Source organism: Cardiobacteriaceae bacterium TAE3-ERU3, from assembly GCA_019218315.1.
Taxonomy (GTDB): domain Bacteria; phylum Pseudomonadota; class Gammaproteobacteria; order Cardiobacteriales; family Cardiobacteriaceae; genus JAHUUI01.
This window is the reverse complement of sequence record JAHUUI010000006.1, coordinates 50359-76794: the sequence shown is the minus strand read 5'-3', so window position 1 is coordinate 76794 and position 26436 is coordinate 50359. Positions and strand designations below refer to the sequence as shown.

General features: G+C 51.9%; 27 protein-coding genes and 4 tRNA genes. 17 read left to right on the top strand and 14 right to left on the bottom strand.

The window, feature by feature from the left end; translation table 11 throughout:
* Nucleotides 1-35: 35 nt before the first annotated feature.
* Complete coding sequence (groES, locus tag KRX19_10700; GenBank protein ID MBV7435491.1) at nt 36-323, bottom strand: co-chaperone GroES; 288 nt, start codon at nt 321-323, stop codon at nt 36-38.
* A 174-nt stretch (nt 324-497) separates the two neighbouring features.
* Between groES and KRX19_10695 the strand changes: the two genes are divergently transcribed.
* From KRX19_10695 to KRX19_10665, 7 genes are all read left to right on the top strand, one after another.
* Entirely contained in the window at nt 498-1142 is a 645-nt protein-coding gene (locus tag KRX19_10695) for a histidine phosphatase family protein (GenBank protein MBV7435490.1), read from the top strand.
* A 233-nt stretch (nt 1143-1375) separates the two neighbouring features.
* Entirely contained in the window at nt 1376-1843 is a 468-nt protein-coding gene (locus KRX19_10690) for a hypothetical protein (protein ID MBV7435489.1), read from the top strand.
* Nucleotides 1844-1963: 120 nt separating this feature from the next.
* Nucleotides 1964-2860 carry a DUF692 domain-containing protein gene (locus tag KRX19_10685; protein ID MBV7435488.1) on the top strand — a complete coding sequence of 299 codons (897 nt, stop codon included), beginning with the start codon at nt 1964-1966 and terminating at the stop codon, nt 2858-2860.
* Nucleotides 2857-3663, top strand: coding sequence for a putative DNA-binding domain-containing protein (locus KRX19_10680; protein MBV7435487.1), 807 nt, complete (start codon nt 2857-2859; stop codon nt 3661-3663). The genes KRX19_10685 and KRX19_10680 overlap by 4 nt, the downstream gene beginning before the upstream one ends.
* An 18-nt stretch (nt 3664-3681) precedes the next feature.
* Nucleotides 3682-4323, top strand: a complete 642-nt coding sequence (locus KRX19_10675; GenBank protein MBV7435486.1) for a DoxX family protein — start codon at nt 3682-3684, stop codon at nt 4321-4323.
* Between the two features lie 11 nt (nt 4324-4334).
* Nucleotides 4335-4922, top strand: coding sequence for a sigma-70 family RNA polymerase sigma factor (locus KRX19_10670; GenBank protein MBV7435485.1), 588 nt, complete (start codon nt 4335-4337; stop codon nt 4920-4922).
* An 18-nt stretch (nt 4923-4940) separates the two neighbouring features.
* Nucleotides 4941-5141: a hypothetical protein gene (locus KRX19_10665; protein ID MBV7435484.1), complete on the top strand. Its 201-nt coding sequence runs from the start codon at nt 4941-4943 to the stop codon at nt 5139-5141.
* 9 nt (nt 5142-5150) lie between these two features.
* On the opposite strand, the gene KRX19_10660 is transcribed toward KRX19_10665, so the two are convergent.
* The 7 genes from KRX19_10660 to aroG form a co-directional block, all read right to left on the bottom strand.
* Nucleotides 5151-5570: an EVE domain-containing protein gene (locus tag KRX19_10660; protein ID MBV7435483.1), complete on the bottom strand. Its 420-nt coding sequence runs from the start codon at nt 5568-5570 to the stop codon at nt 5151-5153.
* The gene (locus KRX19_10655; GenBank protein ID MBV7435482.1) at nt 5570-6202 is read right to left on the bottom strand and encodes a glutathione S-transferase family protein; all 633 of its coding nucleotides are present in this window, start codon (nt 6200-6202) and stop codon (nt 5570-5572) included. The genes KRX19_10660 and KRX19_10655 overlap by 1 nt, the downstream gene beginning before the upstream one ends.
* 45 nt (nt 6203-6247) lie before the next feature.
* On the bottom strand, nt 6248-6961 hold the full coding sequence (locus KRX19_10650; protein MBV7435481.1) for a YafY family transcriptional regulator: 714 nt from the start codon (nt 6959-6961) through the stop codon (nt 6248-6250).
* Nucleotides 6962-6964: 3 nt separating this feature from the next.
* Nucleotides 6965-7354: a hypothetical protein gene (locus KRX19_10645; protein MBV7435480.1), complete on the bottom strand. Its 390-nt coding sequence runs from the start codon at nt 7352-7354 to the stop codon at nt 6965-6967.
* Nucleotides 7355-7364: 10 nt separating this feature from the next.
* Nucleotides 7365-8528 carry an MFS transporter gene (locus tag KRX19_10640; protein MBV7435479.1) on the bottom strand — a complete coding sequence of 388 codons (1164 nt, stop codon included), beginning with the start codon at nt 8526-8528 and terminating at the stop codon, nt 7365-7367.
* A gap of 74 nt (nt 8529-8602) precedes the next feature.
* Nucleotides 8603-9097 (bottom strand): flavodoxin, encoded by a 495-nt coding sequence (locus tag KRX19_10635; GenBank protein MBV7435478.1) that lies wholly within the window; start codon nt 9095-9097, stop codon nt 8603-8605.
* A gap of 84 nt (nt 9098-9181) precedes the next feature.
* Nucleotides 9182-10228, bottom strand: a complete 1047-nt coding sequence (gene aroG / locus KRX19_10630; GenBank protein ID MBV7435477.1) for a 3-deoxy-7-phosphoheptulonate synthase AroG — start codon at nt 10226-10228, stop codon at nt 9182-9184.
* Nucleotides 10229-10428: 200 nt separating this feature from the next.
* On the opposite strand from aroG, the gene KRX19_10625 reads away from it, so the two are divergent.
* From KRX19_10625 to KRX19_10615, 3 genes are all read left to right on the top strand, one after another.
* Complete coding sequence (locus KRX19_10625; protein ID MBV7435476.1) at nt 10429-11682, top strand: acetyl-CoA C-acyltransferase; 1254 nt, start codon at nt 10429-10431, stop codon at nt 11680-11682.
* Nucleotides 11683-11817: 135 nt separating this feature from the next.
* A complete protein-coding gene (locus tag KRX19_10620; protein MBV7435475.1) occupies nt 11818-13047 on the top strand; it encodes an exonuclease SbcCD subunit D C-terminal domain-containing protein in 1230 nt (409 codons plus the stop codon).
* A gap of 3 nt (nt 13048-13050) precedes the next feature.
* A complete protein-coding gene (locus tag KRX19_10615) occupies nt 13051-16749 on the top strand; it encodes an AAA family ATPase (protein ID MBV7435474.1) in 3699 nt (1232 codons plus the stop codon).
* Between the two features lie 153 nt (nt 16750-16902).
* Here the strand turns inward: KRX19_10615 and KRX19_10610 are convergent.
* The 6 genes from KRX19_10610 to KRX19_10585 all read right to left on the bottom strand — a co-directional run bounded on the left by KRX19_10610 (nt 16903) and on the right by KRX19_10585 (nt 20468).
* Nucleotides 16903-16977, bottom strand: a tRNA-Gly gene (locus KRX19_10610).
* Between the two features lie 4 nt (nt 16978-16981).
* Nucleotides 16982-17056 (bottom strand) — tRNA-Cys (locus tag KRX19_10605).
* A gap of 49 nt (nt 17057-17105) precedes the next feature.
* A tRNA-Gly gene (locus tag KRX19_10600) sits at nt 17106-17180 on the bottom strand.
* A 72-nt stretch (nt 17181-17252) separates the two neighbouring features.
* A complete protein-coding gene (locus tag KRX19_10595; GenBank protein ID MBV7435473.1) occupies nt 17253-19301 on the bottom strand; it encodes a monovalent cation:proton antiporter-2 (CPA2) family protein in 2049 nt (682 codons plus the stop codon).
* Entirely contained in the window at nt 19294-19908 is a 615-nt protein-coding gene (locus KRX19_10590) for an NAD(P)H-dependent oxidoreductase (GenBank protein MBV7435472.1), read from the bottom strand. The genes KRX19_10595 and KRX19_10590 overlap by 8 nt, the downstream gene beginning before the upstream one ends.
* Nucleotides 19908-20468 carry a septation protein IspZ gene (locus KRX19_10585; GenBank protein ID MBV7435471.1) on the bottom strand — a complete coding sequence of 187 codons (561 nt, stop codon included), beginning with the start codon at nt 20466-20468 and terminating at the stop codon, nt 19908-19910. Before KRX19_10585 ends, KRX19_10590 begins: the two co-directional genes overlap by 1 nt.
* A gap of 274 nt (nt 20469-20742) precedes the next feature.
* Between KRX19_10585 and rplM the strand changes: the two genes are divergently transcribed.
* The 7 genes from rplM to KRX19_10550 all read left to right on the top strand — a co-directional run bounded on the left by rplM (nt 20743) and on the right by KRX19_10550 (nt 26434).
* Nucleotides 20743-21174 (top strand): 50S ribosomal protein L13, encoded by a 432-nt coding sequence (gene rplM / locus KRX19_10580; protein MBV7435470.1) that lies wholly within the window; start codon nt 20743-20745, stop codon nt 21172-21174.
* A 9-nt stretch (nt 21175-21183) separates the two neighbouring features.
* Nucleotides 21184-21573 (top strand): 30S ribosomal protein S9, encoded by a 390-nt coding sequence (gene rpsI / locus KRX19_10575; protein ID MBV7435469.1) that lies wholly within the window; start codon nt 21184-21186, stop codon nt 21571-21573.
* A 353-nt stretch (nt 21574-21926) separates the two neighbouring features.
* Nucleotides 21927-22016 (top strand) — tRNA-Ser (locus KRX19_10570).
* 134 nt (nt 22017-22150) lie between these two features.
* Complete coding sequence (locus KRX19_10565) at nt 22151-23194, top strand: hydroxymethylglutaryl-CoA reductase (protein ID MBV7435468.1); 1044 nt, start codon at nt 22151-22153, stop codon at nt 23192-23194.
* Nucleotides 23191-24219 carry a type 2 isopentenyl-diphosphate Delta-isomerase gene (gene fni / locus KRX19_10560; GenBank protein ID MBV7435467.1) on the top strand — a complete coding sequence of 343 codons (1029 nt, stop codon included), beginning with the start codon at nt 23191-23193 and terminating at the stop codon, nt 24217-24219. Before KRX19_10565 ends, fni begins: the two co-directional genes overlap by 4 nt.
* Nucleotides 24220-24221: 2 nt before the next feature.
* The gene (locus KRX19_10555; protein ID MBV7435466.1) at nt 24222-25382 is read left to right on the top strand and encodes a hydroxymethylglutaryl-CoA synthase; all 1161 of its coding nucleotides are present in this window, start codon (nt 24222-24224) and stop codon (nt 25380-25382) included.
* Between the two features lie 2 nt (nt 25383-25384).
* On the top strand, nt 25385-26434 hold the full coding sequence (locus KRX19_10550) for a GHMP kinase (GenBank protein ID MBV7435465.1): 1050 nt from the start codon (nt 25385-25387) through the stop codon (nt 26432-26434).
* Nucleotides 26435-26436: the final 2 nt, after the last annotated feature.

Sequence of the window (26436 nt, the reverse complement as noted above, 5' to 3'; positions counted from 1 at the left end):
TTAATAATAAATCGGGTAACAATCAATGACCGGTATTAACCGATGACTGCAAAAATTTCTTCTTCACGCATGATGATGTACTCTTCACCATCAACCTTCACTTCAGAGCCGGAGAACTTGCCGAACAGCACTTTGTCGCCGACTTTAACGTCAAGACCGCAAACTTCGCCGTTGTCCAGCTTCTTGCCGTTGCCGACTGCAATAACTTCACCTTGTGAAGGCTTCTCGGCAGCGCTACCTGGCAGGACGATGCCGCCAGCTGTTTTTGTTTCTTCTTCTTGACGCTTGACGATCACACGATCATGTAAAGGACGCAGATTCATAAATACTCCTGAAATTAAGATAAAAACTCCGACACACGTCGGCATTTGTAAACCTGTAACCCTTAGTCGGGTCACAAGTGCTATTTTCAAGTAAGGTTAACTATATTTAATCTTTATTGCAGCCTCATGCAATCCCGCTATCATCACCCAATCTATTCATTAAATGGACGCCCCATGCCTACCATCTATCTCATTCGCCACGCCGAAAGCACCGCCAATGCGGGTGAAATCTCGCAACCCAATCCCGAAGTCGATCTCACAGCCAAAGGCCGCGCACAAGCACGCCAACTTGCCGAACGCCTGACTCTAGAGCCGAGCAAGGTCGTCGTATCCGAATTCATCCGTACCCGCCAAACCGCACAGCCTTGGCTGGACAAGCTCGGTATCGAGCCGGAAGTCGATGGCCTGATCAATGAATTTAACGTACTCGGCTACAGCGTCGTCAAAGGCATGACTGGTAAACAACGCCAACCTGTTGGTCAACGCTATTGGCGCAAATGCAGCCTGCAAGAGCGCGTCGGTGAGGACGGCGAAACCTTTGCCGAATTCTCGGCACGCGTCAGCAAATTCCTCGACACATTACATACACGCGAGGATGGCAGCGTCTTATTTATTCACGGCATGTTTATCAAACTAATCATGTGGCGCTTGCTTGGCTATCCTATGCATACTGCGCATCACCTACGCTTATTCCACGACTGGCAAATCAATATGCCGGTGCCAAATACCGCTGTATTCCGCCTGCATTGGCAAACTGGCCGCGATGACGCCGCGATCAACATCATGCCCAAATTCACCCCCGAAGCATTTATCGGCTAACCTGAATCTTGCCCAAAATGCCGAGCCCACAATGATTGTGGGCTTTTTTATTATTTAATTACACTTTAATTTCAAATACATAAAATATTTTTAAAACTAAAATAAATTAAAATGTAAGAAACCGTCTCTTCACTGCGTCTAACCACTTGAAGGGAGAAAAACGGATCGCACCAAACGGAGTTGACCGCGATCTGCTCTCCTTCGTTTAAATAAACACGAATACAAGAGACAACATGACGATGAAAAAAATGACACTTAACACTTTGGCACTCGGTTCTTCACTGGCAATGGCGCTGTCTGGTATGGCCCACGCTGAAAACCTGTTCAACGCTGAAGCACTTGATGGCGGTTACGAAACCAAAGCCGGCGAAGCAAAATGTGGTGAAGGCAAATGCGGCGGCGACCATAAAATGGATTGTGACGCAGCAGCCGATAAAGACCAATGCATGGCAGACATGAAAAAAGCCGAAGCCAAATGTGGTGAAGGCAAGTGCGGTGGCGACAAGGCAGCCAGCGACAGCAAAGCCGGTGAAGCCAAATGTGGCGAAGGCAAATGCGGTGGCGACAAGGCAGCCAGCGATAGCAAAGCCGGTGAAGCTAAGTGTGGCGAAGGCAAATGCGGCGGCGACAAGGCAGCCAGCGACACTAAAGCCGGTGAAGCCAAGTGCGGCGAAGGCAAATGCGGCGGCGACAAAAAGTAAGTAGCATTCACAGCCGGCAGTCATACCAGTGTATGGCTGCCCCCTCAGGGGGCTTGGCAATGCATTTACCCATATAGTCCATTGCCAAGCGACCTGGCCAATAACAAGCAAGGAATCACAATGACCACCTCACCCCGTCCCTTTATCGGCCATGCAGGCCTCGGCCTGCGCCGTGACCTCGTCGAGCCTCTGCGCGAAGTGATGAAAGACCCGCAGCGCGCCAATACCATCGACTTTTTTGAAGTCTCGCCGGAAAACTGGCTCGGCATGGGCGGCCGTTACCGCGCCATCCTCGACGAATTTGCCGCGTACAAGCCTTTTGCGGCACATGGTCTGTCGCTGTCGATTGGCAGTGCTGCACCGCTGAACGTCAAGCACCTCAAGCGCGTCAAGGCATTTCTCGCCCACTACGACATTGCCCACTTTACCGAGCATCTATCGTGGACGGCCGATGACGGCCAGCTTTACGACCTGCTGCCCATTCCGCTCAACGAAGAAGCCGTGCATTGGGTCGCCGCACGCGTACGCCAAACGCAAGACATCCTCGAGCGCCAAATCGGGCTGGAAAATGCCTCGGTCTATTTCACCCCGCCCGGCTCGGACATGAGCGAAGCCGAATTCATCACTGCGGTCATTGAAGAATCCGGCTGCTATCTGCATCTCGACGTCAACAACGTCTATGTCAACAGCCAGAATTTCAACTACGACCCTTACGAACACCTGCGCCAACTGCCACTGGTCAAAACCGGCTACATGCACATTGCAGGGCACTACGTCGAAGAAGACGGCTTCATCATCGACACCCACGGTGCAGACGTCATTACAGACGTATGGAAACTGCTCGACTACGTTTACAACTTGCAACCGAAGCTATCCGAACACACGCCGGTCTGCCTTGAGCGCGACTTCAACTTCCCGCACATCGAATTACTGCTCAACGAAGTACGGCAAATCAAGGCTACGCAGCAGCCACACCGTATCGCCCTTGCCCTCCATAAGCAGACAATCCACGCATGACTACCCCACCCATCGCCCTGCAACAATTCCAGCGCGACTTCGGGCGCTACCTGCGCGACCCCGAACACGCAGCCTGCCCAAGTGGCATCCCTGACCGTGCCGCCAACACCTATCAGGAACTGATTTTCAATAACATCCGCAGCTTCACCGATGCCTGCTTTCCCGTGTGCCGGAAAATCGTCAGCCGCGACACATGGCAAGCACTGGTGCGCGACTTCTTCCGCAGCGGCACGACTGACGACCCGATGTTCACCTCGATACCGGCGCAATTTGTCGCCTATCTGCAAAGTGAACCGCGAGGCTTTGACTTGCCACCGTGGTTTGCCGCGCTTGCCCATTACGAATGGATTGAACTCGCGGTCGATACCGACAGCGGCGATCCCCAAGCCACCGACACAGCACTGCTCGACAACGCAGCGACACACATCACCACCTACTTGAGTGAAACCAGCCCCGCAAGCTTCGACCTCGTCACCAATCCGACCCTGCACAGCCTTCACTATCACTGGCCGGTACACCGCATCAGCGCCGACAACCAACCCGACACCCCGCAAGACACCTATCTGTTCGTCTTCCGCGACCATGACCACCGCGTGCGCTTCATTGCTGCCAACGCCATGACCGCCGCATTGGTCGCTTTCCTCGATGAAGCGCCATCGCGCCACGAAAGCAGCTTACTCGCGCAATTCGCAAACCACATCGGCTTTGCCGACCAGCAAAAGCTGTTGTCATTTATCGTGCCATTGCTCGCTGATTTTGTGCAGCAGAATCTCTTTACCCTTATCCAAAAAACACCCAAATAATCTATATAAAGGAAACCCATGAACACACTCGCCCACCGCTGGAATCGCGCCACCACTGCCCTGCAAAAGCTCGACTTCATCCCTCTGCTCGCCCTACGCCTCTACCTCGCGCCAATCATGATTATTTCCGGCTGGAACAAATACCAATCGTTTGACAATATCGTCGCGTGGTTCGGCAATCCAGACTGGGGGCTTGGCCTGCCTTTTCCGACACTGCTCGCTTTCCTCGCCACCGCTGCGGAACTCGTTGGCGGCTGGTTGCTCGTCTTTGGGCTGTTTACACGCCTGACCAGCTTCGCCCTGATGATTACCATGGCCATTGCCGCAGCCACCGTCCATTGGCAACATGGCTGGTTCGCTATCGCTCCAAGCGACCCTGCCACCAGCCCCGCCACCGTCCTCAACTGGCTCAACATCCCCGGCAGCCAAGCCAGCCTTGAAAACAGCGCCGCCGTCGCGCAAAAGCTCGACATGGCGCGCAGCATTCTGCAACAGCACGGCAACTACAATTGGCTCACCGAGGCTGGCAATTACGTTATCCTCAATAACGGCATTGAATTTGCTGCCACCTATTTCATCATGTTACTGGTATTATTTATCTACGGTGCCGGACGCTACCTTAGCGTAGATTACTGGCTCAACCGCTCACTTTATAAATAAGACAAACGCACATGACTACCCGCAAAACGCAGCATCCCCACCTCAGCGACGACGAGCTCAACGACATTCATCAGCTTATGCTGCGTTTTGCCTACAATCAGGTCAATGACCACGGTCTCGCTGAAGACCTCGTGCAGGAAGCCCTGATCAAAACCCTCACCTATCAGGACAAATTCCACGGCAAATCCGCCTATCAAACGTGGGTATTCAGCATCCTGAAAAACACCATTAACGATCACTTCCGGCGCAAACAAAGCATCAACTTCTCAGACACCGAGTATGCCGACGACGCCCATGATGACGTCGTCGACAGGCTGTTCGACCAAAGCGGCCACTGGCAAGAAGGCTGCACACCGCAACCTTTACCCAACCCGCATCAAGTCTACGAGAACGAAGCCTTTTTCACCGTCCTCGAACACTGCCTCGATGCCTTACCCGCTGAACAATCACGCGTCTTCCTCATGCGCGAATATCTGGACATGGATACGCCAGCCATTTGCGCGGAAAGTAAGATTAGCGACAATAAATTCTACGTCCTCATGCACCGCGCACGCCTCAAGCTACAAAGCTGCCTCGGTAGCAACTGGCTGCACCACTAATACTCACAAGGAAGAAACATGCGCAACTGCACCGAAATGACCAAATTGCTCTCCGACGGCATGGAACGCCCGCTCACCCTTGGGGAAAAAGCCGAAATTTTTATCCACACTGGCATGTGCCGCCCGTGCCGCCAATTCAAAAAGAACACGCAGAGCCTGCACGAGCTGCTGCAACTGCACCGCGAACACCAAAGCAACGACTCAAACGAAAACGGGTAAGGCATTGCCTCACCCACTCAAAATGCACTGCCAATCTGCTTCCTCTATCTTAAGCAAGCCAAAGCGCAGCATATAACCCCAATTTTTTCGTCCACGGGTAAAGCTCAGTTCATCGAGCAATGCCCTGATTGCTAACGGCGCAAACGGCTGCCAGCAAACATCACGGCGAAAAGGCTTGAATCCAGCCGACATTTCAACCTGATACGGGTGATCGTTTACCACTTCACCAACAGCAGTAAACGATTGCAGGCCATCGGCTTTACCCATCACCACGCTGGGCGAATAATAAACGACTTTATCACCGCGTTTGATCCGCTTAAGTGGCGCTTGCTTACCGTGGCACACCTGCATAAAGCCACCAGCCACACCGACGGTAACGTGTTCGGCACACGCCACCGCCAGCCAATATTGTGGTTGTGCAACCTGCATTACGAAGGCATTTCACCAATCAACGCATCATCGAGTGCCGCAGCGCGCGCAAAGGCTGGCCGCGAGGCGATACGTTGCATATAGTTCTGAAACACGTCATCTGGCGGCAAAACCTGCGCGCGCTGATAGCCCCAGCCAAGCATGCTGCAACAAAACAAATCCGCAGCGCTAAACTGTCCGCCAACCAGATAATCCTTGCCCGTCAAAGCTTGGCGTAACGTTGCCAGCATACTGTCAAAATCCCCGTAGCCAAGCGACTTGCGCCGTTCTGCACTATCCGGCACGGCAAAGAATCTGTCCTGCATGGCGTACTCAAGGTGCTGCGCAAAAACCAGCCAACGGTAATACGAGCCGCGTTCACCCGTCGCGACAGAGGGTGCAAGCTGCGCATCGGGAAACAGGTCGGCAAGATGCATGATGATGGCAACGGTTTCGGTGATCACCGTATCATCGCATTGCAACGCCGGTACTTTGCCCATTGGATTAACGGCAAGATAGGCATCGTCCTTCATCTCTGCCCCGAATGCCACGACGACGGTTTCATAATCCGCACCGCATTCTTCGAGCATCCAGCGCACGAAGCGTCCGCGTGATAAAGGGTTGGTGTAAAAAGTTATATTGGGTTGGCTCATGTTGCTTCCTCGGTTCGAAAGCAGACAGGATAAGCGCACCTCGTGTCAGTTTTTGTCAGTAGTGCGTACACGAACTTGCTCGGGAATACCGGTCACTTTCATCCACTTTGAGAGCCACGTCTCACGACTGCCGCTGTATTGCTGCGCCAACACCTCGTATTCAACAACACGGTCCAAGCGGAAATGGCGGAATGACTCGCGCAACGTACACCATGCGGCAAGCAAGTGGCGGTCGTCAAAATAGCCAATCGCAATGGGATAGATGACGCGCTCGGAAACTTCACCATCCGTACGACAATACGTCATCCGCACTTGCCGCTGCTTACGCACTGCCAAGCGAAAATCAATTTCCAGCGTGTCGTCAGCTAATTTCGACGCTGGCGGAATCAGCAATCCGTGTGCGGCAACCGCCTGCCCCTGCTGCACATTAATCACCGTTTTCAGCTTGACCAAAGCATCATCTGCCGCCGCTGCCAAAGCAGAATCACCATTTTGCCGCACCCAGTGCAGCCCGAGCAGCATCGCTTCGAGTTCGTCGTCATTGAGCGCCAATGGCGGCAAGAAAAATCCTTGCCGCAGCTGAAAGCCGACGCCCGCCTCACCATCAATATCCGCGCCCAGACCGCGCAACGTATCAATATCGCGGTACACTGAGCGTACACTGATGCCAAGCGTATCGGCCAAAGCCTGCGCACTGACCGCACGTTGCCGCGCACGCAATTCGTGCAATAAGGCAAACAGGCGTTCAGTGCGGGTCATCGCTTAAAAGCGCCCTTCAAAGCGCTGATAGCAGGACAACGCGGCGGGGGCAATCATCTCAAGCAATACCTTTTGCCGCGACTGTGGCGACACTAATGACAGCTTTTGTTCGGTACTCATATTCTGCGCTGCGGCGCTGCTCGCACACTGGCACACATCGCGCTCGATATCGGCTATTGGCACGGCCTGCTGTGCCAAAGCGATTTTGGCGATCTGCCAAATATCCTGCTTGTCCAAATAATCATGGCACGCACCTTCCAGCCACGATGCAACTACTGACGAGCCGATACCGCCCGTACCGGCATTATTTGTGCCCGCACCTGTGCCGCCAGCGCAGCCGCCAATCAGTGTTGCCAGTAATGCACAAAATGTTACTTTGATGGTTTTATTCATAGTTCATTCCTTATTGAGTCATTTTTCGCCACGATAATGCAGAAACTGCCAGTGCCGCGAGCAGTGCCATAATATACGGCAACAGTGGTGATACGCCATACATCCCCGTGGCAAGCAACGGCACGACCACTGCGGCCAGCGCTTCAGCTGCCGAGAGACGACCGGCCGCCGCACCAACTTCGCCTTTTTCTACGGCCATCGTCACTTCTGCATGCAAAGACGGAAAAATAACGCAGATACCGGCAGCCATCAGCGCATACGACAAAATAAATCCGCTAGAGGTATGCACAAACAGCACCGCAACGAAACCCAGCGCACCGAGCAATGCCCCATAGCGCTGCCATTGCCACGGCTTGACCTGCGGCAAACGCATCATCACCATCTGTACGGCAATCATCGTCACCCCGACTGCAGTCATGGCATAACCGGCAACCACTGTCGCCGCCTGAACATCCAGCTCAAGACGGTCAATGGCATAAAAACCAACAACCATATTGGCGGTAATTGAGGTTGAGGTTGTAAGGAACATTTTTACCGTCGTGGCAAAAATACGCGGATCAAACGCGCTTAATGGTGGCAAATCCTCATGAGTAAGCTTTGGGCTGGGCGGCAACCAGAACAGAACCAGCACAACCGCAAGCAGTGGTAAAGCACTAACCGCAAACATCGGCACTACCAAACCATACACAGCCAATGCGCCGCTGATCGCAGGGCCAAGTGTAATCCCCAAACCGGCCGCCATACCAATCAATGCCATCGCACTGGTACGCTGCGCAGGCGTCGTCACATCAGCAATATAGGCGATCGCTCCGACCGACACCGCAGCAATAAAGACACCACTCAATACGCGCAATACAATGAAGATACCGAGCAGCAACCACAGTGGCTGTAACGCATCGAGGTTGATTTGCAGCCACAGAGCAAGTAACACGTAGCTGATCGCAAAACCGACTGCACCGGCAATGATAATCGGGCGACGCCCGCGACGGTCGCTAATCTGCCCCCAAACCGGCGCGGCAATCATCCACAGCAACGATGCTACTGCCACTATCACACCGGCATGCCATTCTTTTAATGACAAAGCACGAATCAATGGTCCGGCCAGCGGCACAAAGGCAAACATCGCTGCCATGACCAAACCATTGGCAGCAAACAAAGGTAGCAAACGTTTCATGCTCTACTCCACACAAAAAAAAGCGGCGAGGTATCACCTCACCGCTCGTCAAAGAAAGATACTCTTTGATTACATTAAAATGCAGACTGCACTTCTTCCAGCCAGCGGTTAATGCGACGCATGGTCAGATGATCTTCGTTTTCCACATCGAGCACCAAGCCAGGGAACTTGCCATCGCGGATGCTTTCAGTTTCTTCGTAGCGGTACTCTTCAGGATCACTGCTACCGACCAGCGTTGCGCCAGCTGCTTTGGCGATATCATAGAGCTGACCTTGTGCGTTGTTAAAGGTTTCGCCATGACCAATGCCATCACCCAGACCGACCAATGCAACGGTCTTGCTGCTCAAATCAAGGGCGCGGAAGTCATCAATTTTTTCGTTGAAATCGCGCTGGATTTCGCCTTCAGCGTGGGTCGAAACCACCAGCAAGATCTTGTCGTAATCATTGAGTTTGCTCATCTCAATATCTTGCACATCAACGACTTCATCAATCCCGAGCTTTGGCGCAATACGCTTGGCGATATCCGCTGCAAAACCAAGATTACTGGCATAAACGGCAATTTTACTCATGTTTTGTTCTCCAAATAAAAAACAATCTAATTATCATGGCACAGTATTTTAACAAAAACATGAATAAAACTTTATCCATATTTTTTACAAACGTACCTTGGCGGCCTTGCTCAACTGCGCCAGTATCTCGACCGACTCATCCCAGCCGATACACGCATCAGTAATGCTCTGCCCATAGGTCGCTGCTTTGCCGTCAACCAGCTTTTGATTGCCCTCGACCAAATGGCTTTCCACCATCACGCCGAAAATTGACTGATTGCCCGCTTCAATTTGCGCACAAACATCATCCGCCACCAGCTTCTGGCGCTTGTGGTCTTTGAGGCTATTGGCGTGGCTGAAATCAATCATGATTTTCTCAGCCAAACCGGATTTGGCGAGCTGCTTTTCGACATCTGCAACGTGCTCGGCGCTATAATTTGGTTCACGACCACCACGTAGGATGATGTGGGCATCTTCATTGCCCGTGGTTTCAACAATCGCCGAATGGCCGAACTTGGTCACTGATAAGAACGAGTGCGGCGCATTAGCCGAGCCAATCGCATCAAGCGCAATCTGCACATTGCCGTTGGTGCCATTTTTAAACCCAACCGGGCACGACAAACCCGATGCCAATTGGCGATGCACCTGGCTTTCGGTCGTCCGCGCACCAATCGCCCCCCAAGCAACCAAATCAGCAATATATTGCGGGGTAATCATATCCAGATACTCGACCGCCACAGGCATACCCGCCTCAGTCAAATCGAGCAACAGCTTGCGCGCCATGCGCAGGCCATCGTTAATCGCAAACGTATCATTCAAATGCGGATCGTTAAGCAGCCCTTTCCAGCCCACTGTGGTGCGCGGCTTTTCAAAATAAACGCGCATGACGATTTCCAGCGAGTCTTTATATTGTTCACGCAGTGGCACCAGACGCTCGGCATACTCTTTTGCCGCTGTAATATCGTGAATCGAGCATGGGCCAATGATTACCAGCAAGCGCTTGTCCTCACCAGTCAACATATTATGAATCGCTTGGCGTGCTTGAAACGTCGTCTCGCCCGCTTTATCGCTAATTGGGAACTTTTCCAGCAGTGCGACAGGCGGTAATAATTCTTTAATTTGCTTGATCCGCACATCATCTGTTTGGTGCATTTATTGCCTCCTTACATTATTTGAATCAGCAAACTTACCGTAATCAAAGCGGATATGGTAGCGTTTCTTTTACTTTTGCACTAAAGCCAGCAACAATAATTTAAAATCATCAACGTACAGCTGTGCTTATTTCCGATTCAGACAACTGTATGATAAAGTCACTTTTACCCTATCCATTATCATAAATAAGGTTATCCACCATGTCAGAAATCGTCATTATTGAAGGTCGCCGTACCCCATTTGTACGCGCCCATGGTCGCTTCAAAAAATACAATAACCTCGACCTCGCCACACACAGCGTCAAAGCGCTGGTCAAGGACAGCGGCATTGATCCCAATAAACTCGGCGCACTGATTTATGGTCACGTTGTGCTCGATCCACGTGTGCCGCACCTCGCGCGCGAAATCGTCCTGCAAAGCAAATTGCCCGCATCAATCCGTGCTGTATCGCTTAATGACAACTGCATCAGCGCGCTATCTGCTGCTGAATACGGCGTGTGGATGCTGCAAAATACCGAGCGTGAATATGCCATCGTCGGCGGCGTTGAATCGATGTCCAACCCCGCACTGATGTTCTCGGACAGCGCGCGCCGTATATTCCTCGATGCCAACTTTGCCCGTACAACTGGCGACCGCATCAAAACCTTCCTCAAGCTGCGTCCGCGTCACCTCACGCCAAAAGCGCCTGGCGTCAAAGAACCATCCACCGGCAAATCAATGGGTGAACACTGCGAAGAGATGGTCAAGGAATTCCATATTCCGCGCGATGCGCAGGACGAAATTGCCTTTAACAGCCATCAAAATGCCGCCTATGCCACCCAGCAAGGCCCACTCAAAGATGAAATTGCCCCGCTTGATGGTCTCGACCACGACGACACCATCCGCGCCGACACCACGCAAGCCAAACTCGCCAAACTCAAGCCTGCTTTCGACAAAAGCGGCAGCGGCACGATTACGGCCGGCTCTTCCAGCCCGTTGACTGACGGTGCAGCCAGCGTCCTGATTGCCACCCGTGAAGCAGCTGAACGCGACGGATTCACCCCGCTCGCAGTCATTAAAGACATGGAATTTGCCGCTATTGAGCCGGAAGAAGGTCTCTTGATGGCACCGGCACTCGCCGTACCGCGCCTGTTACAACGCAACAACCTCACCCTCGAAGACATCGACCTGCTCGAAATCCACGAAGCCTTTGCCGGGCAAGTATTGTGCAACATCAAAGCATGGGAAGAAGGCTGGAAAGAACCAGCCATCGGCAAAGTTGACCGCAGCAAAGTGAACATCCACGGCGGCTCAATTGCACTTGGCCACCCATTTGCCGCCACCGGCGCACGCATCATGACCACCCTTGCTCATGAACTACAACGCAGCGGCAAGCGCTACGGCTTGATCAGCATCTGCGGCGCTGGCGCAACAGCTGGTGCATTCCTGCTCGAAAACCCTACGGCGACGAAATAATTTTTCTACACAACAAAAACATAAACCCGCTGCCCACCAGCGGGTTTTTTATGTCTATCGGATATTCCAGGAAAGTATATCCGATAAAACGGCTTCCGTTATCATAGTCCCCATAATACAAACAGGCATGTTGGCATGAACATTCTCCATACAGCGGACTGGCACCTAGGGCGCACCCTCTACGGCCAGCGGCGCGACGACGAATTTAGCGCTTTTCTCGACTGGCTGCTCGATACCATCGTCGAACACCATATCGACGTATTGCTGATAGCCGGCGACGTCTTCGACACCACCACGCCATCAAATCGCGCGCAGGCGCAGTACTACGACTTCCTGCACCGCGCTGCTGCTTCCTGCTGCCAGCACATCGTTATCACTGGCGGCAACCACGACTCGCCGACCTTTCTCGACGCGCCACAAGCATTGCTCAAATCGCTCAACGTCTATGTGACAGGTCAAGCCACGGATGATCCAGCCGATGAAGTCATCACCCTGCACGACGCAAACGGTGAACCCGTGCTGATCGTCTGCGCCGTACCCTATCTGCGCGATCGCGACATCCGCACCGCCAACGCGGGCGAGAGCACCGCCGACAAAGCCGAAAATATCATCAACGGTATTCGCGAACACTACGCCGCCGTCAGCGCCATCGCCGAAGAGGCGCGTAAAAGTCTCGATGCCGATATACCCGTCATCGCTATGGGGCACCTATTCACCGCTGGCGGACAAACCACCGACGATGACGGCGTACGCGAACTCTACATCGGCACACTGGGGCACGTTAGCGGCTGCATCTTTCCATCGCAACTCGATTACGTTGCCCTCGGTCATTTGCACGTCCCGCAAATTGTCGGCGGCAATCCGCACATCCGCTATTCCGGCTCGCCGATCGCGATGGGCTTTGGCGAAGCAAAGCAGCAAAAAAGCCTATGCCTGTTGCATACCCAAGGACGCAAAATCGAGCATTCGCTCATCCCCGTGCCCTGCTTTCAGTCACTGGCAAGCATTAAAGGCGACTGGCCAGCCATCACCACTCAACTGCACACCCTCATCGCCGCCGACAGCAATGCGTGGCTGGAAATCATCTACAACGGCGACAAAATCGCCAGCGATCTGCGCCAGCGCCTCGACGACCTCAGCGCAAACAGCAAACTGCGCATTCTGCGCATCAAAAATACCCGCATCAACCAAGCCGCACTCAGCCAACAGCATAGCCAAGAAACCCTGGCTGACCTCGACGTGTACGACGTTTTCGAGCGCCGCCTCGCCGCCAGTGCCCCACTCAGTGACGACGAACAAAATGCCCTGCGCGACACCTATCAGGAAGCACTGACCAGCTTCTACGAACAAGATACTGCTGAATAAACCATGAAAATCCTGCAACTGCGCTTCCAGAACCTCAACTCGCTAACCGGCGAATGGCACATCGACTTTACCGACCCCGCCTACAGTGCTGACGGCATCTTCGCCATCACCGGCCCTACCGGCGCGGGCAAAACCACTATCCTCGACGCTATTTGCCTCGCCATCTACGGCCGCACCCCACGCCTTGAGCGCATCACGCAAAGCGACAACCAGATCCTCTCACGCCAGACCGGCGAATGCTTTGCCGAAGTCACCTTTGCCACCAACAGCGGCACCTACCGTTGCCACTGGAGCCAGCACTGCGCCGGACGCAAACCCGACGGCAAGCTGCAAAACCCCAAGCACGAAATTGCCGATGCCGACAGTGGTCGCATCCTCGAAAGCAAGCTGCGCGACGTCCAGCAGCGCGTCGAAACGGTCACCGGCATGAATTTCGACCAATTCACCCGTGCCATGCTGCTCGCACAAGGCAGCTTTGCCGCTTTCCTGCAAGCCAGCCCCGACCAGCGCGCGCCCATCCTCGAGCAAATCACCGGCACCGACATCTACAGCCGCATATCCATGCACATCCACCAGTGCAGCCGCGAACAGCGCCTCATCCTCGAAGACCTCAGCAAGCAACTATCCGGCATCCAGTTACTCAGTGACGACGAACTCGCCGAACTCAAGCAGCAACAGCAAACCCACCAACAGCAGCTCGCCGTCCTGCAACCCAAAATCGAACACAACCGCAACGCACGCCAGTGGCTCGAGCGCCTCGATACCCTCGGCCAGCAACTCGGCAACATCGAACAAGAACAACAAAAGCTGGCGCAACGTCAGCAAGCCTTCATCCCCGAACAACAACGCCTCGACGCAGCCGAACGCGCACAAAACCTCATCGCCGCATACAGCGAACTCAGCAGCGAAAGGCGCAACCAACAGCAAGCACAAACTGCTCTTGAGCAAGCCAACGAAACTCTACCCATACAACAAAAAGCACTGGATAACGCAAGCAAAAAAGTTGAACAAGCCACCACGCACCTCGCCGCACAACAAAAAACTTACGACGACATCCAGCCCACCCTGCAACAAGTGCGCTTGCTCGACCAGCAAATCAGCGACGCAGCCGAACCACTCGCACAAAGCCAAGCGCAGCTCAGCGCCCAACGCACCAAGCTGCAACAGCAGCAAACAGATGCCGGGCAAAACAATACGGCTCTTGACACCCTCGACAAGCAACAACAAACCCTCACTGCACAACTCGAATCCAGTGCGCATGACGCTGATCTCAACCAACAGCTCGCCGCGATACGCCAGCAGATCAACCATTATCAAGCCGGGCAAAAACCGCACACCACACAAGCAGAAAAAGTCGCCCATTGTGCGCAACAGCAGCGTCAGGCCGCTATTGCTGTAGCGCAAAGTGAGCAGGCATGGCAAAGCGCCAAGGACACACAGCAACAAGCCGAGCAACACCTCGCCGCGCAACACGAACAACACCAAAAATTACTCGACGGACACACCCTCAATCATTGGCGAGAACAGGGTGAGCAAACCCGCGAACACATCCACGCCCTTGAACGCCTGCAAGAAAATCTCGCACAGCACGACCAAGCGAACCAAGCCCGACAGCGCATCCATGCCAGCCTCGCAGAACTCGCCCAACAGCAGCAAACTCTCGAAGCGGCGCAGCAACAATACCGCGACGCACGCGACCACTGGAAAAAACAAATCAGGCTACTCGAACCGCTGGTCGGATTTCGCCAAGCCTTTGACAACCTCAGCGACTTGCGCAGCGCACTTAAAGACGGCGAACCGTGTCCGTTATGTGGCAGTGAACACCACCCCTACCACGACGACAGCAACCCGATTGCCAGCGACATCGAACAGCGCCTTAGCGACGCGCAACAGCAGCACGCAGCAGCCGAACAACAGTTCAACGATAGTCGTATCGACCTCGCCAAGCTTATCGAGAAGCACAGTCAACACAAGCAACAACTCGACGAACAGCAACAACGCCTATCTGATTTACAACAACATATTGCCGAACGACTCAGCGACATCAAAACAACCCTTGACCACGATGACCCGCAACTCACCGCACAGGTCATGGCCTTACTTGACGAGCAACAACGCAACCTTGCTGACATCAGCACGCGCATCCGGCAAGGCGAGCATAGCGAACAAAGCCTGCAGCAGGCGCAAGAAGCATTGAGCAAAGCACAAGCCAGCGTGCAGCAAGCACACAGTGTCCACCAACAGGCACAAAGCACGCAAAGCCAATGCGCCAATAACCATCAACGTGAACAGGCGTTACTGGTGCAATACCAACAGGCACAACAACACACCCTGCTCGAATTAAAAGATCTGCTGCAACCCTATGGCGTACGCATCGAAAACGACAGCGCACAACTCGCGCCAGTACTTGACGACCTCGAACAGCGCAGCCAGCAATGGCAAAACCGCCAACGACAATTACAAGCAACCCGTGAACAATATGCCAAAGCCGAACAGCGTGCCCAATACCTCAACGAACAAATCACTGAACTCAGCCAAGCGTTACAACGCCAGCAAAGCAATCACGACGAACAGCAAAGCACGCAGCAGCGGCGTATCAACAAGCGGCAAGCACTGCTCGGCAATGAACAACCGGACAGCAAAGAACAGCAACTCAAGCAAAATATCCAGCATGCACGGCAAGCACTTGATAGCGCTAAAGACAGTGCACAACAGCTGCAACGAGACGTACACAACCTGCAACAACGCATCGACGAATTGCGCAGCGCCATCACACAGCGCAGTGAACACATTACTCATCTCGAAGCAGATTTCCTCGAACAATGTCAGACACAACAATTCAGCGACGAAGCCGCCTTTCTTGCTGCACAGTTGCCATATGAAGTACGACAACAGCTCAGTACACAGGCCAAAGCACTACACGATGAGCAACTACGCCTGAACACCAAAGAACAGGAAGTAAGGACGGCACTTGAGCAAGAACGCGAAAAAGCACTGACCAGTGCCAGTCGCGAAGCATTGAGCAGCGAACAGCAAGAACTCGAAGCCGCACAAAGCACCGCACAGCAACAACTCGGCGCGATTGACCAGCAACTCAAAACCAATCAGCAGCGCCAGGCGAGCCACGCCGAACAACTCGCACGCATCAGTGCCCAGCAGCGTGAATGCACACGCTGGGAAAATCTCAACGGATTGATTGGCTCGGCAGACGGCAAGAAATACCGCAATTTCGCACAAGGGCTAACCTTCGACATCATGATTGGTCACGCCAATCTGGAACTGGGCAAAATGACCGACCGCTATCTGCTTATCCGCAGTGACGATCCCGAGGAACAACTGGTGCTCAACGTCATCGACAATTATCAGGCTGGCGAAATTCGCGCTACACGCAACCTGTCCGGCGGTGAAAGCTTTATTATCAGCCTCGCTCTTGCACTTGGTTTATCGCAAATGGCGAGCCAGAAAGTCCGTATTGATGCACTGTTTCTCGACGAAGGCTTCGGCACACTTGACGAAGACGCACTCGACATCGCGCTGGATACCCTCTCTAACCTCAACCAGCAAGGCAAACTCATCGGCATCATCTCGCACGTCGGCGCACTCAAAGAACGCATCAGCACACAAATCCGCGTCACCCCGACCAGCAGCGGGCGCAGTAAACTCACCGGCCCCGGATGCCATAAAATAGCCGATGCGCGATAGTCATCCACCCATAACGCACTCATTTGCCCTGAGGATATGGCTTTTAAACTACCGATTACCATCGCTTATTATGCGAGATAGACCACGAGCGATTAATAGGCAAAGCAAATTTCAGGTAATAAAAAAGCTCCTGAAAAGGAGCTTCTTAAAATTTGGAGCGGGAAACGAGATTCGAACTCGCGACCCCAACCTTGGCAAGGTTGTGCTCTACCACTGAGCTATTCCCGCGATATGGAGGCTGGGGTCGGAATCGAACCGGCGTAGTACGGATTTGCAATCCGTTGCATCACCACTCTGCCACCCAGCCATAAAATACGTCGCCAGACAAAAAAAGCGCTTGTCAGCGCTTTAAAATTTGGAGCGGGAAACGAGATTCGAACTCGCGACCCCAACCTTGGCAAGGTTGTGCTCTACCACTGAGCTATTCCCGCTTGGCGTGGGGCGTATTATAGGTTTTTTTTGCTTCTCGTCAACTTTTTTTACGCCCCTTTTGCCATTTTTTGCTAAGTTTCTGTTTTCCCTTCATCTCCATCAGCAGCTGCAGCTGGCGAATCGGTCTTAGAATGATCTAAGGGTGTAGTTGTATCGGCTTCTTTTTCAGCTTTAGCTGTACCGACTTTTACCTCATTTTTATCTACCTTAATCTGCTCATCCGGTACTGGCTCCCATGCGTGATCATGCTCTACGGTCAATTTACGGTTGTAGCGGTCAGTACGCATAACCTTCTCCATCGTTGCTTGCAGCTCACGACTATGGCTGACGTATTGATCACCAGGTTTGGTCAATAGCGAATTGTGTGGATTCTTTGCCCATGTTTTATACAGCTCTTGCAGCATATCTTCATCGTATTGCTTGAATATACGTGCTTGACGGTGTGCCGTGTAAGGATGATAGCCAAGCTCAACCAAAGCTTTTTCGCCCAGCTCTAATGCAGAGCTGACTTGTTCACGCTGGAAGTGATCCACTTTTTGCTCAATCAGGTGATAGGCATGAACACGGTCAAAGGCACGTACAATAATTTTCAAATGTGGGAAATACTTGCGCGCGGTTTCGATCAGCAGATCAATCTGCTCGCGGTTCTTGAGCCCTATGACGAGGATCTTTGCATGCTCCGCACCAGCCGCATGTAGTAGATCTGGGCGCGTCGCATCGCCATAGAACACTTTTTGCCCAAAACGGCGCAGCATGTCTATCACTTCCGGATTACTATCCAAAATAGTACATTTATGCCCATTGGCAATCAGTAGACGACCAATGATCTGATTGAATCGGCCATAACCCGCAATGATGACATCATTGTGCTCATCAATATCATCATAATCTCGCTGCATCGGCTGGCTACTGATGCTTTTTGAGCGCTCAATGGCTTCAAGTGCCAACATCATCAATGGCGTAACCAGCATGGAGATGATCACGACCAAGATTAATAAGTCCGTTAGTTCGGTACTAAGTACGCTATTTTGTGAAGCAAAAGCAAACAGCACAAACGCGAACTCACCGCCTTGAGCCATAACCGAGGCAAATAACAGGCGTTGCGAATTATTCAAGCGGAAGGATGCCGCTAAACCATACAAAACGATCCACTTCACCACCACCAAAATCACCACCAACGCAGCAATCAGCAATGGCTTATTCATAAATAAATCAAAATCGAGTGAAGCACCAACCGAAATAAAGAATAAACCAAGCAGAATGCCTTTGAATGGCTCGATACTCAGCTCAACCTCATGCCGGTACTCACTGTCTGCCAGCATCACGCCCGCCAAAAACGTGCCTAGAGCTGCAGACAAACCAACCGCTTCCATCAATAGTGCAACGCTGATCACCAAAAATAGTGCCGTTGCGGTAAAAATATCGCGGATACCGGTTCGAGCGATCAAACGAAATACTTGAGAAGACAACAGGCGACCAAGAACGATCACCACTGCTATTGCAGACAGGGTAATCAAAAACTGCAAATAGCCTGGCTGTTGCGACATCCAATACGCGATTTGCCCATCTTCAGAAAAGTCATGTGCGCCATCAACGATACCGCCAACCGCAAGCAGCGGTAGAATAGCCAAAATCGGGATGACCGCAATATCTTGAAACAGCAGTACTGAAAATGCAGAGCGTCCCGCCCGTCCGCTAAGCAGCCCTTTCTCGCTCAGCGTTTGGATAATAATTGCCGTTGACGAAAGCCCAAGTACCATCCCGATCACTAATCCGGATTGCCACGGCAAACCAAATAGCATTGCAACCCCAGCTATCACCAAAGTCGTGATAACCATTTGTAAGCCGCCCATGCCCAAAATAGGCACACGCAACTTCCAGAGAAAAGAAGGCTTAAGCTCCAAACCGATCAGGAACAGCATCATCACCACGCCAAACTCGGAAAAGTGCAGCAAAGCAGCTTGGTCACCCGTACCAAGCAGACCCAATACATAAGGGCCGATCACCACACCAGCAACCAAGTAGCCCAGCACCGAGCCCAGCTTGAGCTTTTTAGCCAGTGGCACAACAATAATCGCCGCCAGCAACAACACCGCGAACTTAAACAGCATTTCACTCATCAGTTTCTTCCTTGCTGTTAAACAATGAACTATTGACATTCACCGCATCTCGCCAGCCACCATAATGCTGCTGAATGCTGCTCAGGCTATCGAGGTAAAAGCGGTAATTGCGTGTATGTAAATCAAACTTTTCATCATCGATCTGATGGCTGTTGTGCAGCACAAATGGCGGAATGTATTTCATCCCACAAATCTTGGCCATACTCTCAATCGGCAACAAATAATCACGAATAGCAAAACGATACCCCTGCCCGCGCGCATACATATAGTCACGCCCGCCAGTAGAAGTCACCACGCCGAAATATTTACCCTTGAGCGCCTGCTCTCCTTCACCAAATGCAAAACCATACTCAAGCACCACATCCTGCCAATTCTTGAGGATACCCGGGGTTGAGAACCAATACAGTGGGAATTGCATCAAGATCACATCATGGGCACGTAATAACGTTTGCTCGCGAGCAATATCGATAAAGTCATCCGGATAATGTGCGTAAAGGTCATTTAACGTCACATGGTCCGCAGCTTCTGCAATCTCACGCCAACGCGCGTGTACTCTTGAAACATGCAAAGCGGGATGAGCAAAAAGGCACAATACTTTTTTTGGCATCAGACATTTTCCTGCTTATCGGACTTAAGATAACGGCGCAATATAAGAAATTGGGCAATCAAAAAGACAAATGTCATCCCCATAAGCCCCCAGAGCTTAAACCCGACCCAAAAGTCATATGAGAACGAAAACGCAATCCAAGCGTTAATTGCCCCTTCAATCAGGAAAAATACAACCCATGCCAAGTTCAAGCGCATCCAAAGCCGCGCAGGCATATCGAATGCACCTTTAAGCATACGCTTGGTTAAATTCGCTTCTCCAACCCACTGACTGCCCAGAAAGACCGCAGCAATAACGATATTCAGAATCGTCGGCTTAAGCTGAACGAATAGCGGATTATGGAAGATCAATGTCACCGAACCCAACACCAAAATAACCAATGCCGTCAGCCACAAGCGCTTCTCAACCGGTTTCCCACGTACTTTGAGCCAAATAATTTGCAAAACCACAGCCACCATTAGTGCGACTGTCGCGATATACATCGCCCCTTCCGTATAACCCATCAGTCGCGCAGCCACATACGCGCCGATAAATGCAACTACCGGCAAAAAATCCTGCATAAAACCATTCCTTATATATTAGAGAATTATAAACACCATTAATTCTAGCCGCTTTCCCCTCACTAACAAAGCAGCATCACCACATCGTAAAATAAACAACACATTGGCATTAAATAAAGAACCCGCTATAATGCCCGTCCCCTGTAAATCATTCCAACGCCTCGTGGCTGCAGAAGAAATCGCGCAAGATCAAGAAAATCATAAATTTCTTGCCTTATGTGACGCGATTCGGTATAGTCTGCCGCCTTTAATTTTCGTGTTCGGAGAGACAGTCATGTCCAAAACATTCACAGCCACCCCAAGCACCATCACGCGTGATTGGTATGTGGTAGACGCCGAAGGCAAAACCCTCGGCCGCCTCGCAAGCGAAGTAGCTAAGCGTCTTCGCGGCAAACACAAGCCGGAATACACCCCGACTATCGACACTGGCGATTACATCATCATCGTCAACGCCGAAAAAATCGAAGTTACCGGTAAAAAGCGTACAGACAAAATGTACCACCGCCACACAGGCTACATTGGTAACCTGAAAAGCGCCACATTCAATGAAATGCAGCAGAAAAACCCAGCCAAAGTCATCGAACTTGCGGTCAAGGGCATGCTGCCACGCGGCCCATTAGGTCGTGCACAGATCAAGAAGCTGAAAATCTTTGCAGGCAATGAGCACACTCATACTGCACAGCAGCCAATCGAACTTGAAATCTAAGGACGAAGCATGACAGAACAATACTACGCAACAGGCCGCCGCAAAACATCATCTGCGCGCGTATTCCTGCGCCGCGGCACTGGCAACATCATTGTCAACCAAAAGCCACTTGACGAATACTTCGGCCGCGAAACTTCTCGTATGGTCGTCCGTCAGCCACTCGAAACTGTCGACATGAAAGACAACTTTGACTTCTACATCACTGTAGAAGGCGGCGGTAACTCAGGCCAAGCTGGCGCTATCCGTCACGGTATCGCTCGTGCCCTGCGCATCTACAATGAAGATCTACGTGAGCCACTGCGCAAAGCAGGCTTCCTGACTCGCGACGCTCGTAAAGTTGAGCGTAAAAAAGTCGGCTTGCACAAAGCACGTCGCGCGACTCAGTTCTCGAAGCGTTAATTTTTCGCTTCCCGAACACAAAAGCCGGTTTCGACCGGCTTTTTGTTTGCCTAATACAAAACCTCACCACAAAAAGCCACACATCTTCCTGCTTCTCTCTCAACGAATCGGATCATAAAAATCTATCTGCGAAAGGGAATCCTCTATCTCAGCACCTTTAGATCATCTAGATAAATTTTGAAATCACTATTCCCTCACCATCACCTCTTTACCCCAGACTAGACAGTCACAACAAATCAAAAATAAGTCCATAAAAATCAACCACCAAACTGATACATCGACAGCCAATAAAAAAACTTACCCAAATACTGGACAAGCAGCGCAAAAATCCATAAAATACGCGCCTCAATCGCGGAGGGATGGCAGAGCGGTTGAATGCACCGGTCTTGAAAACCGGCAAGGGTTAACGCCCTTCCAGGGTTCGAATCCCTGTCCCTCCGCCACTATCATTAAAGCGCCACATAGGCGCTTTTTTTGTAGGTTTATCCCACAAATTCATAACGATTTTTCCGTCAATCTGCTCAAGAAGTGCCCAATAATGCTATAATCTCGGCTTTTATTATTTTAGTTTGAGCCCATGCCAATACCGCATATTACGCCAATACCAACCCAATGGGTCGGTCCAATTTTAATTCAAGGCAATGCTCTTGATAATGAAGAAGTTCGCGTACCTTTAGCAACTTATGAAAGCCCGTTATGGCCTTCAACTGGTCGTGGAGCAAAAATTTCACGTTTGTGTGGTGGTATTCGTGCAACGGTTGTTGATGAGCGCATGAGTCGCTCAATTGTGCTTGAAGCTGAGCATGCAGAAGCCGCTTACAACGCCCTATCTCTTTTACGTGATCGCTTTGATGATTTGGCAAAAGTCGTTAGAGAAACCAGCCGTTTTGCACGCCTGATTGACTTGCACAGTCAGATTGTTGGAAATCTGCTATTTTTGCGCTTTGAATGCGCAACAGGTGATGCTTCGGGTCACAACATGGTTACCAAGGCTGCTGATGCTTTGATCGCTGCGATTTTGTCGTGGTGTCCTGAGCTCAATTACGGCTCAATTTCTGGTAACTACTGTATTGATAAAAAAGCCAGTGCGGTAAATGGCATTCTTGGCCGAGGCAAAAATGTTATTGCTGAAATCACTATTCCGCGTGACATTTGCGAAAAGCGCCTGCGTACCACACCAGAAAAAATGGTCGAACTCAATACGCGTAAAAACCACATCGGCAGTAATATTGCCGGCAGCCTGCGCAGTGCCAATGCACATTTTGCCAATATGTTGCTCGCGTTTTATCTCGCAACTGGACAGGACGCAGCCAATATCATTGAGGGTTCACAGGGAATCGTTCATGCCGAAGTGCGCAACGATGCACTGTATTTTTCGTGCACTTTGCCTAATCTGATTGTTGGCACGGTTGGTAATGGTAAAGGTCAGGGGCTCGATGTTGTTGAAGAGCACCTCACAGCACTTGGCTGCCGTGAAGAACGCGAGCCAGGCGCTAATGCTCGCCGCCTTGCGGCTATTTGTGCGGCTACTGTACTGTGTGGTGAACTGTCCTTGCTTGCTGCTCAGACCAACCCCGGAGAGCTGATGCGTTCGCATATTGCCATGGAGCGCAAGGGGTGAATAGTATCGCCGCACGCAAGCGTGAGCATATTGCTGCAATCGCTCGTGATGCAGAAATTGAACGACGCATGAGCGGCTTCGACCGTATTCAGCTTACTCATCGTGCGCTGCCCGAACTCAATTTTGCTGACATTGATACCCAAACGAAATTCCTCGGCAAAACTTTGTCGTTTCCTTTATTGATTTCCTCGATGACTGGCGGCGATGGTGAGACAATCCGCGTAATCAACCAACGCCTTGCAGAAGCTGCAGAATATTGCCGCGTCGCCATGGCTGTTGGTTCGCAACGCATCATGTTCACTCATCCTGCAAGCAAGACCAGCTTCGATTTACGTCAATATGCCCCAAATGCTGTTTTACTCGGCAATATAGGCGCGGTGCAACTCAATGATGGTTTCACTGTCGAACACTGTCAGGCATCGGTTGATATTTTGCAGGCTGATGGCCTGTATCTGCATCTCAATCCGTTGCAAGAGGCTGTTCAACCTGAAGGCGATACTGATTTCAGCAATCTCACAGATAAAATTGCCACTGTTAGCGATGCCCTAACCGCACCGCTACTGCTTAAAGAAGTTGGCTGCGGACTATCAGTGCAAGACATTACTCTCGGCAAAAAAGCGGGTATAACGTATTTTGATGTTGCTGGACGCGGTGGCACTTCATGGAGCCGTATCGAGCACCATCGTCGCTCTGATCCCGACGACGACATTGGCCTCATTTTTCAAGATTGGGGGCTGACTACGGTTACAGCACTCAAGCAGGCACGAACGTCCCATCCTGACGTTACACTAATTGCCAGTGGCGGTATTCGCAGTGGTATCGACATGGCCAAATCTGTATTACTCGGTGCGACAATATGCGGCATTGCAGCGCCTTTACTTAAGCCAGCGATGCGCTCGACTGAAGCCGTCATTGCGGCTATCCAGCGCCTCGAACGAGAATACCGCACCGCCTTATTTTTACTTGGCTGCAAAAATAACGCCGCTTTACGCGATCATCAAGAATTACTACAAAAGGCAGAATGACCATGACCCAATCTATAGGCATTGATTTACTGAGCTTCTACATTCCACAGTATTATTTGGATCTTGGCGTTCTAGCTGAACGCAATAACATTGACGTCAACAAATTTCACCGTGGGATTGGCCAAGAGCAAATGGCGATCCCGCCACACGACGAAGACATCGTCACACTTGCGGCCAATGCAGCCTATCCTATCGTTGAGCAATATGGCCGCGATAACATCGACACCGTTCTCTTTGCCACAGAAACCGGTATCGATCAATCTAAGGCCGCAGCGATTTATGTACACAAGCTGCTCGATCTGCCAGCCAACTGCCGTGCTGTCGAGCTCAAGCAAGCCTGCTACAGTGCAACAGCTGCCATCCAAATGGCACTCGGTTATATTGCCCGCCACCCGGGCAAGAAAGTACTGGTGATCGCTAGTGATATTTCACGCTACGACCTTGACTCCCCCGCAGAAGCCACCCAAGGCTGTGGTGCTGTCGCCATGTTAATTGCAGAGAATCCACGCATGATCGCACTTGATCTGGCTACCGGTACTCACACTGAAGATGTGATGGACTTCTGGCGCCCAAATTACCGTAAAACTGCGCTGGTTGACGGCAAATTCTCAACCCAGATGTATCTTCGTGCACTTGAGCACGCATGGCAGGACTACCAAGACAACGGCGGCCACGCTTATAGCGATTTTACGCACTACTGCTATCACCTGCCATTTTCAAAGATGGGTATCAAGGCTCACCAGCATCTTGCCCGCATCAACGAGCAAGAAGTACAAGAAAGTGATACCGATGCTGGCATGATTTACAACCGCGTCATCGGCAACAGCTATACAGCCTCGCTTTACCTCAGCCTGATTTCATTACTCGACAACCGCGACGACCTCGCAGGCCAGCCTGTTGCTTTGTTCAGCTACGGCTCGGGGTGCGTGGCCGAGTTTTTCAGCGGCGTTGTCAGTGATGACTATCTTGAGCACCGCTTCCGCACACGCCATCAGCGCCTGATCAGCGAACGCGAAGCGCTAGACTACGATACCTATCTCGAATACTGGCACCACCCTGACCCAACCGACGGCAGCAGTGTCACCAATCCGACTTGTAACCGCGGTACATTCCGCCTTGCCGGTATCGACGGGCACAAGCGCCAGTACACTCGCTGTTGCTGACCATGGCTTACGCAGCGCGCGCCCCTGGCAAACTCATCCTCAGTGGTGAACACAGCGTCGTCTATGGCGCGCCGGCGCTCGTTGCGGCCATTGCCCGCTATACCACCGTCCACTTCACCCCACTGCACCGTAGCAAAAGTATCCGTACTATCTTCAAAGGCTTGCCCAAAGCACCGCCCTACCCGCTGCATGCATTGCACAAACTCAAGCAAACCCTCGATGAGCATTTTGAGCAATTCAGCCGCGGCCAGCGTGAAGTACAGCACATCCTAAACCGCCCTGACGACCTGCTGATCTACACCCTTGCTACCTTTGCCCAGCACATCCCACTGCCCGGCCGCACCAGTAGCAAGCACTTACCAATGCCCGGTCGCTTGCGCAGTGAATCTGAATTACCGCTTGGGGCCGGCATGGGTTCATCAGCCTCAGCAATCGCCGCAAGTATTCGCCTTTACGAACACTTGCTCGATAAACCACTGACCATCAGTGAACGCTTCGAGCGTGTACGCTTCTGCGAACGCCTGCAACACGGTAAAGGCAGCGCCATCGACGCAGCAGCAGTCACCTATGGTGGCCTGCAATACCTCGAAGACGCCACACCACAGCCACTTGCCGCCAGCCTTAATAGTAACGGGCACTGGTACTGGATATTGCACGGCTATCCTGAAGCCAGTACAGGCGAAGTAGTTGCACATGTCCGTCGTAAACATGGTAACGACCAACCTCTATGGCAACAATTTGCTGCATGTAGTGACACCTTACGCCAACAGCTGCTCACCAATGCCTCACCGGCAGACTGCCTCAATGAAAACCAACATTTACTTGAGCATATTGGTATCGTTCCTGAAACAGCCAAGGCACTCATTACGACTATCAATCATCACGGCGGCAGTGCCAAAATCAGTGGCGCAGGCGCACACCGTGGCAACGGTGGTGGTATCATCCTTGCTTGGCATCCTGAGCCTAACACCATCCCCGAATTACTGACCAACCACACATTACCATGGGGCGAGCTGCATCTTGCCGAACAAGGTGCGACCCTAATTACCTGACC

Bases quoted from the DNA above. Each gene is read 5' to 3' on its own strand.
- aroG (MBV7435477.1), bottom strand. From the start codon at position 10,228: ATGCACCAAACAGATGATGTGCGGATCAAGCAAATTAAAGAATTATTA.
- KRX19_10550 (MBV7435465.1), top strand. From the start codon at position 25,385: ATGGCTTACGCAGCGCGCGCCCCTGGCAAACTCATCCTCAGTGGTGAA.
- KRX19_10695 (MBV7435490.1), top strand. From the start codon at position 498: ATGCCTACCATCTATCTCATTCGCCACGCCGAAAGCACCGCCAATGCG.
- KRX19_10660 (MBV7435483.1), bottom strand. From the start codon at position 5,570: ATGCAGGTTGCACAACCACAATATTGGCTGGCGGTGGCGTGTGCCGAA.
- KRX19_10590 (MBV7435472.1), bottom strand. From the start codon at position 19,908: ATGCCAAAAAAAGTATTGTGCCTTTTTGCTCATCCCGCTTTGCATGTT.
- rpsI (MBV7435469.1), top strand. From the start codon at position 21,184: ATGACAGAACAATACTACGCAACAGGCCGCCGCAAAACATCATCTGCG.
- KRX19_10690 (MBV7435489.1), top strand. From the start codon at position 1,376: ATGACGATGAAAAAAATGACACTTAACACTTTGGCACTCGGTTCTTCA.
- KRX19_10635 (MBV7435478.1), bottom strand. From the start codon at position 9,097: ATGAGTAAAATTGCCGTTTATGCCAGTAATCTTGGTTTTGCAGCGGAT.
- KRX19_10595 (MBV7435473.1), bottom strand. From the start codon at position 19,301: ATGAGTGAAATGCTGTTTAAGTTCGCGGTGTTGTTGCTGGCGGCGATT.
- groES (MBV7435491.1), bottom strand. From the start codon at position 323: ATGAATCTGCGTCCTTTACATGATCGTGTGATCGTCAAGCGTCAAGAA.
- KRX19_10585 (MBV7435471.1), bottom strand. From the start codon at position 20,468: ATGCAGGATTTTTTGCCGGTAGTTGCATTTATCGGCGCGTATGTGGCT.
- KRX19_10650 (MBV7435481.1), bottom strand. From the start codon at position 6,961: ATGACCCGCACTGAACGCCTGTTTGCCTTATTGCACGAATTGCGTGCG.
- KRX19_10680 (MBV7435487.1), top strand. From the start codon at position 2,857: ATGACTACCCCACCCATCGCCCTGCAACAATTCCAGCGCGACTTCGGG.
- KRX19_10655 (MBV7435482.1), bottom strand. From the start codon at position 6,202: ATGAGCCAACCCAATATAACTTTTTACACCAACCCTTTATCACGCGGA.
- KRX19_10615 (MBV7435474.1), top strand. From the start codon at position 13,051: ATGAAAATCCTGCAACTGCGCTTCCAGAACCTCAACTCGCTAACCGGC.
- KRX19_10685 (MBV7435488.1), top strand. From the start codon at position 1,964: ATGACCACCTCACCCCGTCCCTTTATCGGCCATGCAGGCCTCGGCCTG.
- KRX19_10675 (MBV7435486.1), top strand. From the start codon at position 3,682: ATGAACACACTCGCCCACCGCTGGAATCGCGCCACCACTGCCCTGCAA.
- KRX19_10640 (MBV7435479.1), bottom strand. From the start codon at position 8,528: ATGAAACGTTTGCTACCTTTGTTTGCTGCCAATGGTTTGGTCATGGCA.
- KRX19_10625 (MBV7435476.1), top strand. From the start codon at position 10,429: ATGTCAGAAATCGTCATTATTGAAGGTCGCCGTACCCCATTTGTACGC.
- KRX19_10645 (MBV7435480.1), bottom strand. From the start codon at position 7,354: ATGAATAAAACCATCAAAGTAACATTTTGTGCATTACTGGCAACACTG.
- KRX19_10555 (MBV7435466.1), top strand. From the start codon at position 24,222: ATGACCCAATCTATAGGCATTGATTTACTGAGCTTCTACATTCCACAG.
- KRX19_10670 (MBV7435485.1), top strand. From the start codon at position 4,335: ATGACTACCCGCAAAACGCAGCATCCCCACCTCAGCGACGACGAGCTC.
- KRX19_10565 (MBV7435468.1), top strand. From the start codon at position 22,151: ATGCCAATACCGCATATTACGCCAATACCAACCCAATGGGTCGGTCCA.
- rplM (MBV7435470.1), top strand. From the start codon at position 20,743: ATGTCCAAAACATTCACAGCCACCCCAAGCACCATCACGCGTGATTGG.
- KRX19_10665 (MBV7435484.1), top strand. From the start codon at position 4,941: ATGCGCAACTGCACCGAAATGACCAAATTGCTCTCCGACGGCATGGAA.
- KRX19_10620 (MBV7435475.1), top strand. From the start codon at position 11,818: ATGAACATTCTCCATACAGCGGACTGGCACCTAGGGCGCACCCTCTAC.